Here is a 15,307-nt window from a genome sequence, read left to right on the forward strand (position 1 = left end):
CTTGAAAAGTTCCCTTAAAGATTTGAAGAATTTCAACTTGAGGGTTTTTCAGGGCCGACTAATTGTTCTGTTTTCATTTTCGCCGATTCTTGCCCAACAGCAAATCGTCATGTCAACCAATCTAAACAAAAGGCAGGCGGTCACAATAAGCGAGCTTGCCATTCAAAGACCCTTCCAAGCGTGCCTTATAGTTCTTGACAATGAAGACAAATCTCTTACAAATGCTTTTCGAAATTCTATCGCACACAAAGGGAAGGACTATTTTGCATATGACCTACTGGAGGCATTTTATGATTTCAACGAAAAGGGAGTACCAGAGCAAATTAAAAAAGAATTAGGATGGGACGATAAGCCTCATTGGGCCTTGCTTGATGACTCTTATAAAGTAATCGCCCAAGGCACAATTTGGAAATCTCCAGCTGATATTGTTCGTGCGCTGCGTGAAGCCCGAGTGCCCACCTTGACAGATAAATGCGAAACCTTTATACGTATCCATCCTGAAAGAGCAGATATTGTTCAGCTACTATATAAAGAACAGGTACGGATAGCTCGATCAACATTAAGATCCACTTCACCATCAACAAACCGAGGGGCCGGCATTCCTGATTCAAGTACACTAGCCAATCAATCCCTAGACTCTACCGAGGACAACCGAATTTGGGGAAGTGCTGCAGCAGTTCTTCATCGATTGATGGAGACAGGCGCTTGGTCAAAGGGCGGCTTCATGGCTTGGCCGAATGCTGCGGAGGCAAGCGCATCGCCACTAATGAGGGCTGAAGCAGTTTATGCAATCCCAATCGTTGAATCGGCTCTTCGGCGGTGGCCCGGACGGCAGTCTATCTGGACGGTTTGGTGCGGCTTGACGGACTGGCTCGGGGGGAGAGACCTTAGTCCATTATTAGATTCACTGTCACCCCTGCCAGGCGCTGGCGATTTCCCCCCTGATTCTGTTACTTCTCGCCTGGTTGCCTCATCACGAATAAGGAGGGATTGGCAAGGCATTTCCAGACTTCTCGGCCCTAAGTGGGCGAGATGGCGTGAAACACAGGTGATAGCATCCGGAGATTTAAGTTCCATTAAAACTGCAAGAGAGCAACCGTGGAATACGACTCTTGGACCAATGATTGAGGCACTTTTAATGGAAAATCGCGGCACTGAAGCTGATAAGGCGTTGGCTGAGGCAATGGAATGGTCGGGAACCAATAGCTATTATAAATCAGCATCAGACTTGGCCAGGGTTTGCCAACAGCCTGTTTGGGCTGAAAAATGGGCATCTATAGTAGACCCAGGTCAACAGAATATTTCAAGCGTGCACACTTCAAAGGAGAGGACTCAGCCAAACCGGGGCAAGAAGCTTGTCTCCCGAGCCGAAGTCCTGGAGGATTATCTACGAATCAACCCAGACAGCATTCAAGCGTTGGAAGAATTATTGCGCGAATACTTCCTTGTGAGCATCGACCGAATGGAGAAGGGATTATTAAAAAATCTACTCAATAAAAAAAGCCAAAAAAGTGGGCTGACAGATATAGATCTCCCAGACGATCTTGACAACCAAATTTGGGGTAAAACGTCAAAAATTTTTGATAAGGTTCAGGCAACAGAATGGTGGGCTGAGGGGTGTGAGACTTTTGTGTATGACATCCCCATGGCGGGCCACAACTCAAAAAGTATGCAAATAGTTGCCAAAAAAATGATTCCGAAGATTGAAACGGAAATATTTCAAGCACCCAATGATGGTCGACTCTGGCAGGCATGGTCCGCTCTATGCAATTGGGTGGGGAATACTCATTCAATCCAAAATATCATAGATCAGGTTTCGACTCTTCCTGGTAGACCGCAGTCTTTCCCAACACCTGTTATAATTAAATACAATCAGGAGGCCATTAAGAAACACAATTGGATTGGAATTATAACCTTTGTTGACCCTTTATGGCAAAGAGAAAAGTTTCTTCCTCAAATAAAATATGATGAAAATTCCGACATTGGAAAACGACTCTCAGAAACAGCATGGAATTGCTGGGGGCCACTAATGGAGGCATTTCTTCGCCTTGGGCGAGATGACCAGGCAACCGGGTTGGTGCGGGATCTATACACTCTGACCGAGAGCAAGGCGATCGTCACCAAGGCAGTTGGATTGGCGTTGGCGAATAATAAATTTGAATTAGGCCAAGAGTGGAACTCCATCACCGGAGGCATCTCTGATCATTCAAATTACATCCAATTTGGGAAGCATTAAAATGCGCCAAAATCCTTTGGCAAACCGAAACACAAAGTGTTGCATCTTCATTTCGACTCTCACGCCAATAAATTTATTCAATAGGAGAATCAAGAATTCACAAACCCACAGTGAAAGGTTGCCAATGACCTCTGCTAGCCATGATTGATTTCGACACTCAAATACGGGGTCCCTGAATTGACAAAAGGCGATGTGCTACCCATATGTAATTCAATCATAAACTGACGAGGTGGTAGAAATGAAATCGATTGAATCCGAAGAGTTCCTAAGCCAGGTTGTCGGCGGCGGAGATGGAGGCCCTATTCAAAAATACCCCATCTGCGGATGTTCATGTAGCTGTTCACCCAGTGCTGTGGACGGTGTATTCGGGGGAAGCAAGGATAATCCTCGCCCGGCGTCAATTAGGAATGTGCACCGGCGACAATTAGATGTGTGCATTTAAGCGGCCCCGGCGAAGCCGGTGGCCGTACCAAATTTCAGGAAACGCCGAACTTGCCCCGACGACAATTACACTTCCCCATAGCAGGGGCGAGGCGGAGCCTACGCCCTACCTAATTTCAGTAGCGACGCGGCTTGCGCTGACGACAATTACACGTGTGCAGCGACAACTACCCGACGACAATTACAAATGTGCGCTGCTGATGCTTGCCGTTGGCGCAGGCCCCTGTGGGAAACGCGCAGCGTTTTCCAGCCGCAGGCCGAGGGAGGCGGATTTCCTGTGGGAAGGGGGCGCAGCCCGCTTTCCATGGGAAATCCGCGCCCGAGCAGGGGCAGGCGCCGGGGGGGTCTGGGGGGGTCAGGCCGTTGCGGATTCCGCGTCCTTGGGCATCCGTGCTTTGGCCGTCTCGGCTCGGTAGCTGGTGCCGTTGAGCTCGAGGATCACGCAGTGGTGGATGATCCGGTCGATGGCCGCCGCCGTGGTCATGGGGTCCTTGAATATCCGGTCCCACTGGGAGAACACCAGGTTCGAGGTGATCATCACGCTCTTTCGCTCGTATCGCTCGGCCAGGAGGGTGAACAGCACCTCTGTCTCGTCCCGGTCCTGCTGGATGTACCCGATATCGTCGATGGCCAGGACGTCAAAGGCGTCCAGTCGGCGCAACTCCTTCTCCAGGGCCAGCCCCTTGCGGGCCGCCAGCAGGCGCTGGACCAGGGCGAAGGCGGGGGTGAAATGGAAGGTGTATCCCCGCTGGATCAGTTCGGTGCCCAGGGCGCAGACTAGGTGCGTCTTGCCTCGGCCAGGGAGACCGAAGGCGAGCAGGTTCTCCCCGCGGTCCACGAACCCGCCTTCTATCAGGGCCGGGAGTTGGCGGCGGACCTTGGTGGGCAGCAGGTCCTGCTTCAGGGTCGTCATCGTCTTGCCCGGAGGGATGTGGGCGGCTCGGAAAACCCGCTCGAGGCGCTTCTGGCGGCGCTGCTCCAGTTCCACCTCCATCAGATGGTGCAGGAACCGTTCGAAGCCCCAGCCCTCCTTCTCGGCCCTGGCTGCAGCCTCTCCGTAGGTGGCATTCACCCCCGGCAGCTTCAGTTCCCGAAGCATCTCTCCCAGCTTGAGGCGCGATTCCCGGCTCATACGGCCTCCGCCAGGGTGTCGGCCAGGAGGCCATCGAATTCCGACAGGTCCACCTGCAACGGCTCAATGGCTGGCACTTCGGCGGGCTTCTCCATCCCGAGCAGGGCCTTGGCTCGCTCAGGCTCAGGCACTTCCCCGTTCTCCATCAGGAGGACCAGAGCTGCCTCCACGTCGCACTCCAGGGTGTTCGCGGCCAAGTGCAGGAGCCTCAGGTAGGCCAGCTCGCCCTTGCGAGGGCCCAGGGCCTTCTCCAGGGCCTCCAGGGCCTGGTGCCACACCGGGCTGGGAAACAGGGCCTCCCGATGGCGGTAGCGGGCGAAGGCCCCAGTTTTGCGTAGCAGGGCGTCGATGATATGCCGGTAGTCGATCCGGCAGTTGTTCTTACCCAGAAGCCGGGGCAGGTCCAGCACCCGGTGGCCGGCATGCCAGACCTCCAGGCGCATCTCATAGATCCGCACCCGGACACGTTGGCCGATCAGCCGCGGCGGGACCGAGTAGAGGTTCCGTTTCACCACCAGGACGCTCTCCTCGGTCACCTTGGTCTGCAATTCGTCGAACTCCATGAACGCCTCCACCCGCAGGGGGGCCATGGCGGCCAGTTCCTCATCCACCCGCTTTCGGCGGCCATTGACCACCCGGCAGATGTTCTGAAGCCAGCCTTCGTAGGCTTCCACCGAGGGGAAGTCCCGGCTGCCCCGCACAAGCAGGTGCTGCTTCAGTCGCCGTTTCAGAGCGTTGTTGGACGCCTCCACATCGCCGTTCTGGTTGGATTGGCCGATGCCGATGGTCCTGGGCTCCATGCCGTAGTGGCGAACCACGGCTAGGTATTCCGCGTTGAACTCCCGGGTTTTCCGCCCGTAGCAGTCGCCGGTCAGTTCCTGGTCGGCCACTTCCGCTCCATCCTCCTTGTCCGGGATCCGGTGGGTGGCGGCGGTGGAGTTGTCGGTCTGGTGGAACCGGGGCACCCGGCCCAACTGGAGCAATGCGGAGGCGATCCCGGTGCGCAGCGCCAGCATGGACTCCGACTGACTCACCGTCGCATAGTTCCAGTTCGACCAGGGCAGGACCATGTGGCAGAGCATGCCCTGCTGCATCACACTCTCATCAAAGCGGGTGTCTGCTGTTGAACAGGTGGGTTCGCAGGCCATCCTGACCACATGGAGGCAGCGAAGGGCTAGCGGCCGAATGTCTGCCTCTTTACGGTGGCCGATGGGCGACAAAAACGGCATGCGGAAAAAGGCAGGACAGGGGATGCCCGTGCTGGCCCCGCCTGCCGTCAGGGGGGGGGACCTCCTGGCTCCGATTTGGGCAGACAGTAATCCAGACTCTTCAGGCTCGCTGTTCAGAAGGGCAAGCGGCTTGATCGGAACTTCGCATCGCGGAAATTCATTGGGGTGCGTAGGGCTGGCGCAGGCCACAAATCGGCGACTTGGAACTTGATCTTGCCGGCGATGAGATTGGCGATAGAGATGAGACGGCGGACATCCCGGTAACCCCTTGCCTTTGCCAAGGCGAGCGAACCTGCCTAAATCAGTCTTTCAGCGTTCTTTCATACTGTGCCTGGAACTCCGCGCTCAGCATTTCCAGGTCCACGTACACCAAAGAGCGCACCTCGCCCATGGGGATCTTCACAAAGCACTTCCGGTAGGGCCCATCCGAGGAGTACCAGTACTTGAGCCGCTTGGCATCGATGGGGATCCGATCCTCGACATCCTTGAGCTTGAACAGCCCGGGCATCGCAAAGAGTTCCTCCTTGGCCGTGTCGACGTCGCCGGTGTCGAAATCTCGTCCCTTGACCATAATTCGTGCCAACAGGCCCATACCGATTGGAGGTGTCTTCTTGGCCATTTAGGATCCCGCATGGTTGGTTAATCAATAATATCAATTTCGGTGAGGCTAGGCGAACTAGCAATCCTACCACCTGGGATCATAGTCGACTTTCAGCCCAAATGGGTCCCTTCCTCCAGGCGGCAAGGGGGTGAGCAGAGCCCACTAAGCGGCGATGCTCCTCTCAAACAACTTATGCCAAACCAACCAAACAAGCCATACACAACTTGATGATCCCGGCTGGAACCGTATGCTTTCGGAGGAGCCGGCATGATTACCAACCTCCCCCATTCCGCCGCTTTCTACTCGCCCTTCATTCTGAGGCCTTTCAATGAAACCTGGGTCTTCGGCCTAAGCAATCACCATGTCTGGAAGGTCCCAACCTGCAGTTTGATCAAGCATTTCGAAAGCCATACCGGAATCCGCCACCTGGAAGCTTCGGCTGGCACTGGGTTCTTGCCCGATCACTGCCACATTCCCACGAGGACGCCGGCCATCACCCTGGTGGATGTAAACCCGTACTGCCTCAAAGTCGCAAGTAAGCGCTTGGCCAGATACCACCCAAGGACTGTTGTGGCCGACCTTCTGGCCCCGCTTCCCTTGCCGAAGGAGGAGTACCTCAGCATCCACCTGGGCTACCTCCTTCATTGCCTTCCAAGCCCCTTGTCGGCTAAGGGCGAAGTTCTGAAGCACCTTCGTCCGCACCTCCATCCACGGGGATGCCTGTTCGGCAGCACCCTGCTTCCTGAAGGAGGCAACGCCTCCGCAAGGTGGCTCATGAGGGATTTCCCGGTGGTTACCTGGGAGTGCGTCGGACAAGCGGTTCTTTTTTCCGCTGGGCCGGCTCTTTAGCCGCATTGTCATTCAGGAGAGTGAAATGGTCCGCATCAAGCTTGATTTGCCCGACACCTTCTCGTTCGCGACTCAAATTGAAGTCCGCCCTTCCGATATGAACCGCGGTGGCCACCTCGCGAACGACGCCTTGTTCTCGTTGATGAATGAAGCCCGGGTGGGTTTCTACCATAGCCTCGGCTACCGGGAAGAGGACGTTGAGGGCTACGGGACTATCATGTCCGACGCGGTCATTGTCTATAAGGCCGAAAGCTATGCCGGCGACACCTTGGAGTTCGCCGTAACCGCTGGGGATTTCACGCGCATCGGTTGCGATCTTTTCTACCGCATCACGAACGTCAAGACGGGAGTCGAGGTCGCCCGGGCCAAGACAGCCATCGGCTTTATTGATTCCGGGACCCGCAAGATCAGTGCTGTTCCCGGAGGGTTCAAAAGAAAATGCACGCCTGGCATGTCCAATCAAGACGACGAGCTAACAGGTAAAACAACTTAAACCCGCCATCCATTTACGCTTGGACACAAGCAACTCGTTGAAAGGTCCAACAATTATTCGCAAACCGATGGAACATCATTAAGGAAGAATAATATTATTGTATTTTTATTTCATTTATTTTGGCTTTCAGTCTTGCACTTCTTAAGTTGTAAGGTAGATTTTGATAGGCCCACATTCTGGTGTTGGCGCCAAGCCTGAAAGGGCAAGGGAGAAACGTGAAGCCTGACAACTCAAGCCCGACGGGCGCTGTGGACAAGAATAATGGAAGGAGCAGATTGATCGATGCGGCCATCTCGCTCTTCGCACGAAGGGGGTATGAAGGTGTTTCGGTCAATGATATTGGCAAGCACGCTGGTGTTACGTCTCAGCTCATCTACCATTATTTTCAAACAGGGAAACGAGGGCTTTATAAAGAGGCTTATTTAAAATCGTTAAAACACTTAATGGAACTGTCCATCCGGAATCTGCCCCGAGACCCAGATCCGGGGGATCCGGATGCCCATCTTGTCGCCGTGAACGGCCTCGCAACCTTCATCCGAAACATCGTCACCGCCGCCGGAAACCACCTGGATCCGCGGGAGAACGAAATCGTCCTCCTGAGCTACCGCGAAACCTTTGAACTCCCATCTGATTTCCAGCAGGAAATCATGGATGAGATCTGGGCTTCAGTCCGGCGGATCCGCGGGTTCCTGTGCATCCTTGCACCGGGATTGACCCCCCTGTCCCTGTCTTTGTTGGCAACAGCGGTAACTGGACCGCTCTACCACGAGCGCATGATCACCGGCATCCAGGCACGGCTTCGCGAGGGGGGCCCGGTGCCGTCGGAAATGAAGGCGGAGTTCTTTATCGCGTATGCCCTGCGTGCCTTGGGGGCGGACAAAAACCTCCCCGCAGGGCACCCGTACTGCAGCGAGAAGGTGGACAGAGTTCTCTTCTCTCTGGCCTGACGTCTTTCCAATCAGCGAAGGAATCATCGCCGGCCCCACGCCGGCCAAGCATCGCCTTCGAAATACATCAAGGAACCGTTCCATGCATCTCCAGCCGGGTACTTCCCCATCTCCCTTTGCCCATGAAGGCAAGCTACATCACCCTGGGCTGACCTTCGACCGGAACGGCCGCCGGACACCCTTTGTGGAGATGATCCGCATGGTTGGACTCTTCCCGGTGGAAGACATCGCAGACCGTCTTCCATTCCGGTTGCGGACGCTTCGGAGCTGGGCCAAGAAGGGACCCTTCGCATGCTGCTTCAAGCGGGTTCACCTGGGTCCTTTTGGCAACAGCCTTCTTTTCTTGAACCTGAACCTGCTTTCAACCATGTTCGACGAGGCCGCGGTAGCGTCCCTGGCCAAGGACGCGAAGACCTTAAGCCCTATCGACCCTGCCGTGGAAGACGCGGGGGGGCTTCATGCCTTTGCCGACTTCGTCATGTCAATCAAACCGACCTTCAGGCGTGGCGGAGAGACCACCGGTGCTGCGTGGGGCGATTGGCACAGGCACTGTTGTCCCGATGCGGGCGATTCAACGCTTTGACGCGTGGACCGGATTCCCTCCGATTCGCCTGTGGCTTCATTTCGACACGGTGGGTCAAAACCACCGCGCCGCCCGTGGGACCTCAGACTGGGAAACCGAAGACAAGCACCGACTGGAAGAATTGGCCGATGCCCGCAGGACCTGTGCTCCAAATCACTTTGTCAGCATGCTGTCATTATGTAAGCTTATTGTCGGGGTGGTCAAATGGGGCGAACCGCCAGCGCTGATGTCTTCACGGAAATCGTCCTGGCGGTTTTCCGCCTGAACGGGGCCCTTGTTGCGGCGGGCGACCAGCTGGTGAATGACCTCGGCATCAGCACCGCCCGGTGGCAGGTTCTTGGAATGATCGTGGATACCCCACTTACCGTATCTGCCATCGCCCGCCGCATTGGATTGACGCGCCAGAGCGTCCAAAGGACCGCGGACCGCCTGGTGCGCGACGGGTACGCCCAGACCACCACCAATCCGGATCATCGGCTGGCGAAGCTATACGAGCTCACGCCCATGGGGCTGCGGGTGATGCGGGAAGTGAAACATCGACAGGCGGCGTGGGCAAACCGCATTTCGAATGGACTGCGCCCAGGCCAGCTGGAAAGCAGTGAAACCTTGCTCCAGGAGCTCCTCGATCGCCTGGAGGCCGAGCAAAAGGAAATGGAGGTCGGCTCATGACGATGACCCTGGCAAGGCTCTGCGAGGAACTGGGAATCGAGACCGTCCCAGTCGGCGTCTACGACGCCCCCAACCCAAAGGCGTTCGCCCCTTTGGTGCCGCTGAAACGGTGTCTTTTCGACCACTACCCGGATTTCCAGTCCGGATCCTCCCTGGTTATCGACGCCTCCAGCCTCGGCTGCCCTGGCTGCGGATATTGGATGCTAGGCAAGGGCCGGTTCCCGAGCCGAGCCGCCATGGTCTCGTTCCTTGCCGACAAGGAGGGACTTCGGGAAAACGGGGAACTCGTGAGTGCCTGGGTCGATGCCCACCCTCCCTACCCATCATCGCACGGCTCCATCGTCCTGGGTCCCGTGCGCGAGGAGGCTTCACCCTACCTTCGGACCGTCACCTTTTTCGTTAATCCGGATCAATTGAGCGCTCTTCTCTACGGGGCCAGTTATCATGCCCATCCCGATGACCCAGAACCCGTGATGGCCCCTTTCGGCTCGGGTTGCGGCCTCATGTTCAGCATGTTCCCGGACCTGACCAGAGCCCAGGCGATGATCGGTTTGACGGACATCGCGATGCGGCACCTGGTCCCCCCCGACCTCCTTTCGTTCACGGTCACTCTGCCGATGTTGGAGCGCCTTCTGAACCTGGACGATGGCCATAGTTTCCTTGAAAAGCCCTGGCTTAAACGGCTCAGGACGGCCCGGGAAGAGGCCAGCTCGAATTGAGAATGAGGCGTGAGGCCCTTCGGACATCACCCCTGGCTCCCTTGATGACGCAAGGGGCCATGCGGGCCTTCAAGGCTCCTGCAGGAAGCCGTTAAGCCTTCCTTCCGGGGCCACCACCTCCGAACATTCCAGCGGGCCTCGACCCCATCCGTTCCATGGGGAGCTCTGCGGAGGCAAATCGAGGCCGTACGTCTGGCGCAGGTGGCTGGGCCAATCCGACCATGGCGTCTCCAGGCGCATTGAGGGGTTCTCCAGGAAGACCCACAAGGGCCTGAGATACACGAAGGTTGCCGGCAGCGTCTTCTCCCCCGTGCTGGGGAATGCCACGGCCACGTTGTTCGGCAGTTGCTTGAGCTCGTCCACCTCCACAAAGGGCTTCTCCTCCGCCGTGACCGTGCGGGTTGACGACATCGCCAGGCCCTTGTTCACGAAACCTCCCTGGACATAGGACAGATCGGAGGTACGGCCACCTTCCGTGACGGCCATCTGCGTCTTGGCGATGTCCTTGGTGCCGGCCTCCTTCTGGATGACCTCCATGGAATGGAGGTCCGACTGCCGCAGGTAGATGTGAGTCATGGAGTTCTGGAAGTAGGTCTCCGCCGCCTTCTCCTTTCCGGCCGAGAACGCCTCCAGGATGGAGGTGTGCGACTGGGTCAGCTCCCAGCAGCTGGCGCGCTTGGACCGGCACAGCGCCTTGAACTCGTTGTCTCGGGGCGTGGCGCTGGTCTGGCATTCGTCCGCCATGAGGAAGGTCGGGCAATAGCCGATGGTCTCCCCGAACCGCGGCGGCGCGATCAGCGCCCCCCGGGCATCCACGGCTCCCCGGCGCAGCACCGCGTCCTGCCACTGGGTCTTCAAGGACACCTGGACGAACGTCGCCGCGTCGAACCAACTGACCTTGCTCATCTGGAGGCCGACGATCTTCCCGTAGTCCAGGACCTGGTCGAACCCGGTGAACACGTGGTCCTGCGGCCGCACCAGGCCGCGCTCGTTGTCCACGCCGGACGCTCGTGGCCAGGGGCAGCAGGGCCCGGTGAAGTATTCCTCCCGGGTGGGGCAGAAGACCTTTCGCAGCTCCGGGAACTTGAACATGTCGATCCCGGCCTTGGCGCAGCTCTCCAGCGACCCCCTGAGGTTCAGGCTCTCCGATTCGACCGGAAGGAGCGGAAGGGGGTCTACACCTCCGGGATCGTGGCCCGGCTCCAGCATTCGGGGCCCGGCCGGGCCCGGGGGGTCGTCCTGTTCCGTACCGGGCACCACCATGCCGGGGAGAACCTGGCCGAGATTCTCCGTTCCCGGAGCCAGGACCTGCCGCCCCCAATCCAGATGTGCGATGCGTTGGCGGCCAACACCAAGGGACCTTTCGAGACTCTGGTCGCCCACTGCCTGGCCCACGCCCGCCGCAGGTTCGTGGAGGTGGTGGACGACTTCCCCGAGGAGTGCAGGCACCTGCTGGAGGCCCTGCGGGACGTCTACCATCACGACAGCCAAGCCAAGGCCCTGACTCCCCAGGAGCGACTCCAGTTCCACAAGGACCACAGTGGCCCGGTCATGGGGGCCCTGAAAGGCTGGCTGGAGAGCCAGATGGAGGCCAGGAAGGTCGAGCCCAACTCCGGTCTGGGCAAGGCCATCACCTACATGCTCAAGCACTGGACGGCCCTGACCCTGTTCCTCCGCGAACCCGGCGCGCCCCTGGACAACAATGTCTGCGAACGAGCCCTGAAGCGCGCCATCCTCCACCGCAAGAACAGCCTGTTCTACAAGACCGAAGAGGGTGCCAGGGTCGGCGATATCTACATGAGCCTGATCCACACGGCGGAGATAAACGACGTGAACCCGTTCGACTACCTCGTGGCCGTCCAGAGGAACCACGTGCTCGCCGAGGAAAACCCCGAGGAATGGATGCCCTGGAGCTACCAAGCCACGCTGAAGGTGCTGGAAGCCCAATAGTCCTCAGAAGGTTGGGTGCTTTGGTTCCAGGTGAGTCCCTACGACTCAACCAAAGGCATACCCAATTGGGAACCAAGTGGCATTGCGCACGTCCGCCGAAAGCTCACGCAGGCTCGGACTCCGGACCGGGGGGCGGGATGGGTCGGCCCATCCGCCTCGACCCACACGGGCCCACTCTTGGGTTTCCCTCGATACCCGCATCCAGAGCGCCCAGGCCCGGGCCATGCGGAACGAACTGCCAGACATCAAAGGCTTTTCCGAACGACCTTAAACGATTGCTGGCTGCCTACGGGGCCCACCTGGAACTGGGCGCGGTTGTGCCACTACCCGTGGCCCAATTAAACCAGGGGCCACGGAGGGAGCAGGGCTGACGCCCCCGGAACGCCCGCAGGCGTGGAGCCCGGACCGGGGGGCGGTCGTCCTGGCTGGTCACGACCTACCGGGAAAGCCCTCGAGATCAGGCTATCCCCTCTAGCGTTCCAATGCCTTGGGGACCGCGTAACATTGCTGCGGATGGTTCGGCATATCTCTTATGGTGTATTCAAGTTCCTGAGCGGCAAGCATGGGGCCTAGGTGGAACCGAACCAGATCTTTGGGATCCCTTCCCCCGAGCAGACCTGCCAGTTCCCGAGCAGATTTGGGTTCAATAGCGCAAATTTCGCGAATCAGGCCTCGGATGACCGCCTGTCGCGGCCGGGCCCCTGGTTTGGGAAGCCGTTCCAGCAATTCGATGGGTAGCAAGCCGGCGGGGTCCCGGGGGGACTGGTGGAGATCCAAGGGTACCTGGTGGAGATCCGAAGGGGACTGGTGGAGATCCAGGGGGGACTGGTGGAGATCTGGAAGCGCTTGGGGAAGTTCCTGCACAAATCGAGGTCCCGGCACGTAGTAGGTGCGGCTGCCACTCCCCTCCTTTGCCAGGAGGTCCAGATCCCGAAGACGCCGGAGCAAGGCGCTCGCCTGGAGGGTATCCAAACCGGTCAGATCGCGGCAGGTCATGTTGTCCACAGCCTCGGCCTCCCGCAGGAACAAAAGAACCTTGCTGGCATGGGCTGAGAGCGGTTCGGTACTCAGGGTCTTGAGCCAAGCCAAATCATCTTCAGTGAACAGATGGTGGAGGTGCAGAACGGCCCGGAACCGCTCGTGCTCGCGGTCTGACTGGAATTCAGGTGCCGCCATTCCTGCTTCTTCCAGCAGGCGCCGGACGGTCCGAATGCCTGTGCCCTTGGTTTCGGCCAGGTTCAGGTCGTGAAAGGCCGCGGCGATCAGGGGGTTCCGTTGCCGGGAACCGGGTTGGCCAAGTTCATCGGGGCGCTTCAAGGAGTGGCCCGGATTCAGGACTTCGATCCGGTTGCTGTAGCGAATAATCTGGATGGGCTCGTTGATCCGGTAATTGCGGTGCATCAAGGCATTGGCGAGGGTCTCGCGAATGACCTTCCTGGGAAGAACGGGTTCCTGAACGCTCTGCAGGGAACCTTCAGGCAGATGAAACCCCTTGGGCAGGTCATCCAGGATCGCGGCCTCTGCCTGGCGGATCCCAAGCAGGAGAGCCTTGCGGATATCCATGGACTGGAACCGTTTTTCAGGATCCTCCACCCACTCAGTGCCAAGCACGCGGATGTAATCCACCCGGGTGGCAGGCATCAGTCGCCTGATGGATGAGGCTTTTCCGAACAAGAGCAGGCCCGCGAGGGTCGCCCTGAAAGCCCCATTCACCTTCCGGACCGCACAAAGCGATTCCAGCAACTCCTCGTCGGAGTACTGAAGTTCCTCCGCGGCGCCGTTCACCTGGAGCCGGAGCCTCCGGTACTCCGCAAGAGCGGCAGGGTCGAAGTCATCCAGACTCGAATCCCCGATGGGCGCGGCATCGAAGCTCTCGGTCGGCGCGTCCTGCCCGCGCAACGCCCAAACATCCTCCTCGGTGCATCGCTGGTCCGTGCTCCCAATCCTCCGATAGGCGCCGCGAGGCAGGTTGGTGGCTTTGATGAAGACAGGCTTCATCTGGGCCGGGACCTCCGGCACGTAGACGACCAGAACCACATGGCCGTCGACGCGGTCCAGACTCATTTCCGGACGGATCACCACATTGAAAACCGATGCGCATTGCGAAGCAAGATCGGCCTGGACCTTGTCGGGGTCCTGGAGCCCGCCAGGTGAATAGACCCGGTCTCCGAAAAGATTCAATTCCCATTCCACCCCGAGCACCAGGTATCCGCCACCGAGGCCCGGCTCGTTGCTGAAGGCCGAGACCGTGTCCAGGATGGACTTGCCGATCTCCCGGGAGCGCTTCGCCTCAATTCCTGGGCATTCGTCGGCATTGTTAAGTTCTCGGATCAGATCCTCAGCGTTCCTCATGCCTGAATTCTACCTACCTCCTCGACCTCGAAGGCACCTGAACCTAGGGGCCCGCCCTCAGCCAGCCTTGAAGATCGTCTTGAGGTGCCATGCAAGGAAGTCTCTTCCCGGCAAAAACCGCTCAGGAAGCCGGATGGCAACCCCCTCCAGGTCGAGGAGGGAAGTCCGGACGAGAGGGTTCAGCACCTGGGGCCGAAGAAGCGGCGACACCTTGACACGGTAGTCTGGCCCCACCGTGATGAGGCCTATGTCGAAAGCTCGATCGTGGAGTGCCGACAGGCAGAGTCCGTTCCTGGGGTTGAGCCTGTTCTCTGCGTCTCGTGCCCAAGGCACGATGTGGCTGGCAAGGAGGAGAGGCTCCACTCCGAGGGCGGACATGCAGCATTGGCCGCCGTAGCTTGCCAGGACCATTCGCCGAAAGAAGTCCTGCCCTCGCCTTACTCGGACCATCGCTTCCACACTGGTCCCGCCGCCCGGGACGGCCGGGTCCACCACTACCACCGACGCCCCGGGTTCAGGCAATCCGAGGCGTTGGAATAGAGCGCCGCTCTCCTCTTCCAAGGCGCCCCAATCCTCATGGAATTCTGCCCAGATGCGTCGGTCGCCCTCTGAGGCGTTGCCCAGCCCCTTCCTCCCAGTGCCCGTGATCGCCGGATCAAGGCTCGCAAGGTTCACCAACTTCATCGCCACAGACGCCGGCGTGCGGTCCAAGACCTTCGCGAGGGCCACGATGTCCGGGTTCCGCTGGTGCAGCCGACCAAAAGGGAGAAGACAGTAGAGGCGGAAGGCGGCGACAAGTTCCTCCCGACGCCACGCGCGGCGAGTAGGGGTGGAAATCCTGGCATCCGTTTGACTGTCTGATTGCATCGCCTCCATTGGACCAGGTCGGAACCCAGGCCGCCAGGCCCATGGTCCCTGACCCTTGGGTGTGGTAATCCATGGACTTACATGGAAACGCCCAAACCAGCCCTAAAAACCTTTTAGACCCATCTTGACTAACAATCCAAACAAACCAAAATTTCACCCAGAGTATCCCCCATGCAGCCAGGAAGCTGCCTGCGCACTCACCGAATCATCCTCATTCCGTTCCATCAGACTTGCTTCCT

14 protein-coding genes are annotated in these 15,307 nt (G+C 58.4%); 8 read left to right on the top strand and 6 right to left on the bottom strand.

All coding sequences use genetic code 11. The features are described from left to right. Position 1: 1 nt before the first annotated feature. Entirely contained in the window at positions 2 to 2,236 is a 2,235-nt protein-coding gene (locus tag ACZ5LB_RS08970; RefSeq protein ID WP_464605853.1) for a hypothetical protein, read from the top strand. 796 nt (positions 2,237 to 3,032) lie between these two features. Here ACZ5LB_RS08970 and istB read toward each other — a convergent pair. The 3 genes from istB to ACZ5LB_RS08985 form a co-directional block, all read right to left on the bottom strand. Further along, complete coding sequence (gene istB, locus ACZ5LB_RS08975; RefSeq protein WP_464605854.1) at positions 3,033 to 3,809, bottom strand: IS21-like element helper ATPase IstB; 777 nt, start codon at positions 3,807 to 3,809, stop codon at positions 3,033 to 3,035. After that, entirely contained in the window at positions 3,806 to 4,903 is a 1,098-nt protein-coding gene (locus tag ACZ5LB_RS08980; protein WP_464605855.1) for a Mu transposase domain-containing protein, read from the bottom strand. The genes istB and ACZ5LB_RS08980 overlap by 4 nt, the downstream gene beginning before the upstream one ends. 436 nt (positions 4,904 to 5,339) lie before the next feature. Beyond that, positions 5,340 to 5,657, bottom strand: a complete 318-nt coding sequence (locus tag ACZ5LB_RS08985; RefSeq protein WP_464605856.1) for a hypothetical protein — start codon at positions 5,655 to 5,657, stop codon at positions 5,340 to 5,342. Between the two features lie 249 nt (positions 5,658 to 5,906). On the opposite strand from ACZ5LB_RS08985, the gene ACZ5LB_RS08990 reads away from it, so the two are divergent. From ACZ5LB_RS08990 to ACZ5LB_RS09015, 6 genes are all read left to right on the top strand, one after another. Continuing rightward, positions 5,907 to 6,488 (top strand): class I SAM-dependent methyltransferase, encoded by a 582-nt coding sequence (locus ACZ5LB_RS08990; protein ID WP_464605857.1) that lies wholly within the window; start codon positions 5,907 to 5,909, stop codon positions 6,486 to 6,488. A gap of 25 nt (positions 6,489 to 6,513) precedes the next feature. After that, positions 6,514 to 6,981, top strand: a complete 468-nt coding sequence (locus tag ACZ5LB_RS08995; RefSeq protein WP_464605858.1) for an acyl-CoA thioesterase — start codon at positions 6,514 to 6,516, stop codon at positions 6,979 to 6,981. Between the two features lie 215 nt (positions 6,982 to 7,196). Further along, positions 7,197 to 7,928, top strand: coding sequence for a TetR/AcrR family transcriptional regulator (locus ACZ5LB_RS09000; RefSeq protein WP_464605859.1), 732 nt, complete (start codon positions 7,197 to 7,199; stop codon positions 7,926 to 7,928). Between the two features lie 82 nt (positions 7,929 to 8,010). Further along, positions 8,011 to 8,511, top strand: coding sequence for a hypothetical protein (locus ACZ5LB_RS09005; protein WP_464605860.1), 501 nt, complete (start codon positions 8,011 to 8,013; stop codon positions 8,509 to 8,511). Between the two features lie 204 nt (positions 8,512 to 8,715). Next, on the top strand, positions 8,716 to 9,180 hold the full coding sequence (locus ACZ5LB_RS09010) for a MarR family winged helix-turn-helix transcriptional regulator (protein ID WP_464605861.1): 465 nt from the start codon (positions 8,716 to 8,718) through the stop codon (positions 9,178 to 9,180). Beyond that, the gene (locus tag ACZ5LB_RS09015; RefSeq protein ID WP_464605862.1) at positions 9,177 to 9,899 is read left to right on the top strand and encodes a DUF169 domain-containing protein; all 723 of its coding nucleotides are present in this window, start codon (positions 9,177 to 9,179) and stop codon (positions 9,897 to 9,899) included. Before ACZ5LB_RS09010 ends, ACZ5LB_RS09015 begins: the two co-directional genes overlap by 4 nt. A gap of 69 nt (positions 9,900 to 9,968) precedes the next feature. Here the strand turns inward: ACZ5LB_RS09015 and ACZ5LB_RS09020 are convergent, their stop codons facing one another. Beyond that, a complete protein-coding gene (locus ACZ5LB_RS09020; RefSeq protein ID WP_464605863.1) occupies positions 9,969 to 11,108 on the bottom strand; it encodes a TraM recognition domain-containing protein in 1,140 nt (379 codons plus the stop codon). Between ACZ5LB_RS09020 and ACZ5LB_RS09025 the strand changes: the two genes are divergently transcribed. After that, complete coding sequence (locus ACZ5LB_RS09025) at positions 11,091 to 11,849, top strand: IS66 family transposase (protein WP_464605864.1); 759 nt, start codon at positions 11,091 to 11,093, stop codon at positions 11,847 to 11,849. The genes ACZ5LB_RS09020 and ACZ5LB_RS09025 overlap by 18 nt on opposite strands. A 471-nt stretch (positions 11,850 to 12,320) precedes the next feature. Here the strand turns inward: ACZ5LB_RS09025 and ACZ5LB_RS09030 are convergent, their stop codons facing one another. Continuing rightward, positions 12,321 to 14,201 carry an ATP-binding protein gene (locus tag ACZ5LB_RS09030; protein ID WP_464605865.1) on the bottom strand — a complete coding sequence of 627 codons (1,881 nt, stop codon included), beginning with the start codon at positions 14,199 to 14,201 and terminating at the stop codon, positions 12,321 to 12,323. A gap of 57 nt (positions 14,202 to 14,258) precedes the next feature. Beyond that, positions 14,259 to 14,930, bottom strand: coding sequence for an HNH endonuclease (locus tag ACZ5LB_RS09035; RefSeq protein ID WP_464605866.1), 672 nt, complete (start codon positions 14,928 to 14,930; stop codon positions 14,259 to 14,261). Between the last annotated feature and the right edge of the window lie 377 nt (positions 14,931 to 15,307).

Source organism: Mesoterricola sp. MK458 (assembly GCF_055384935.1).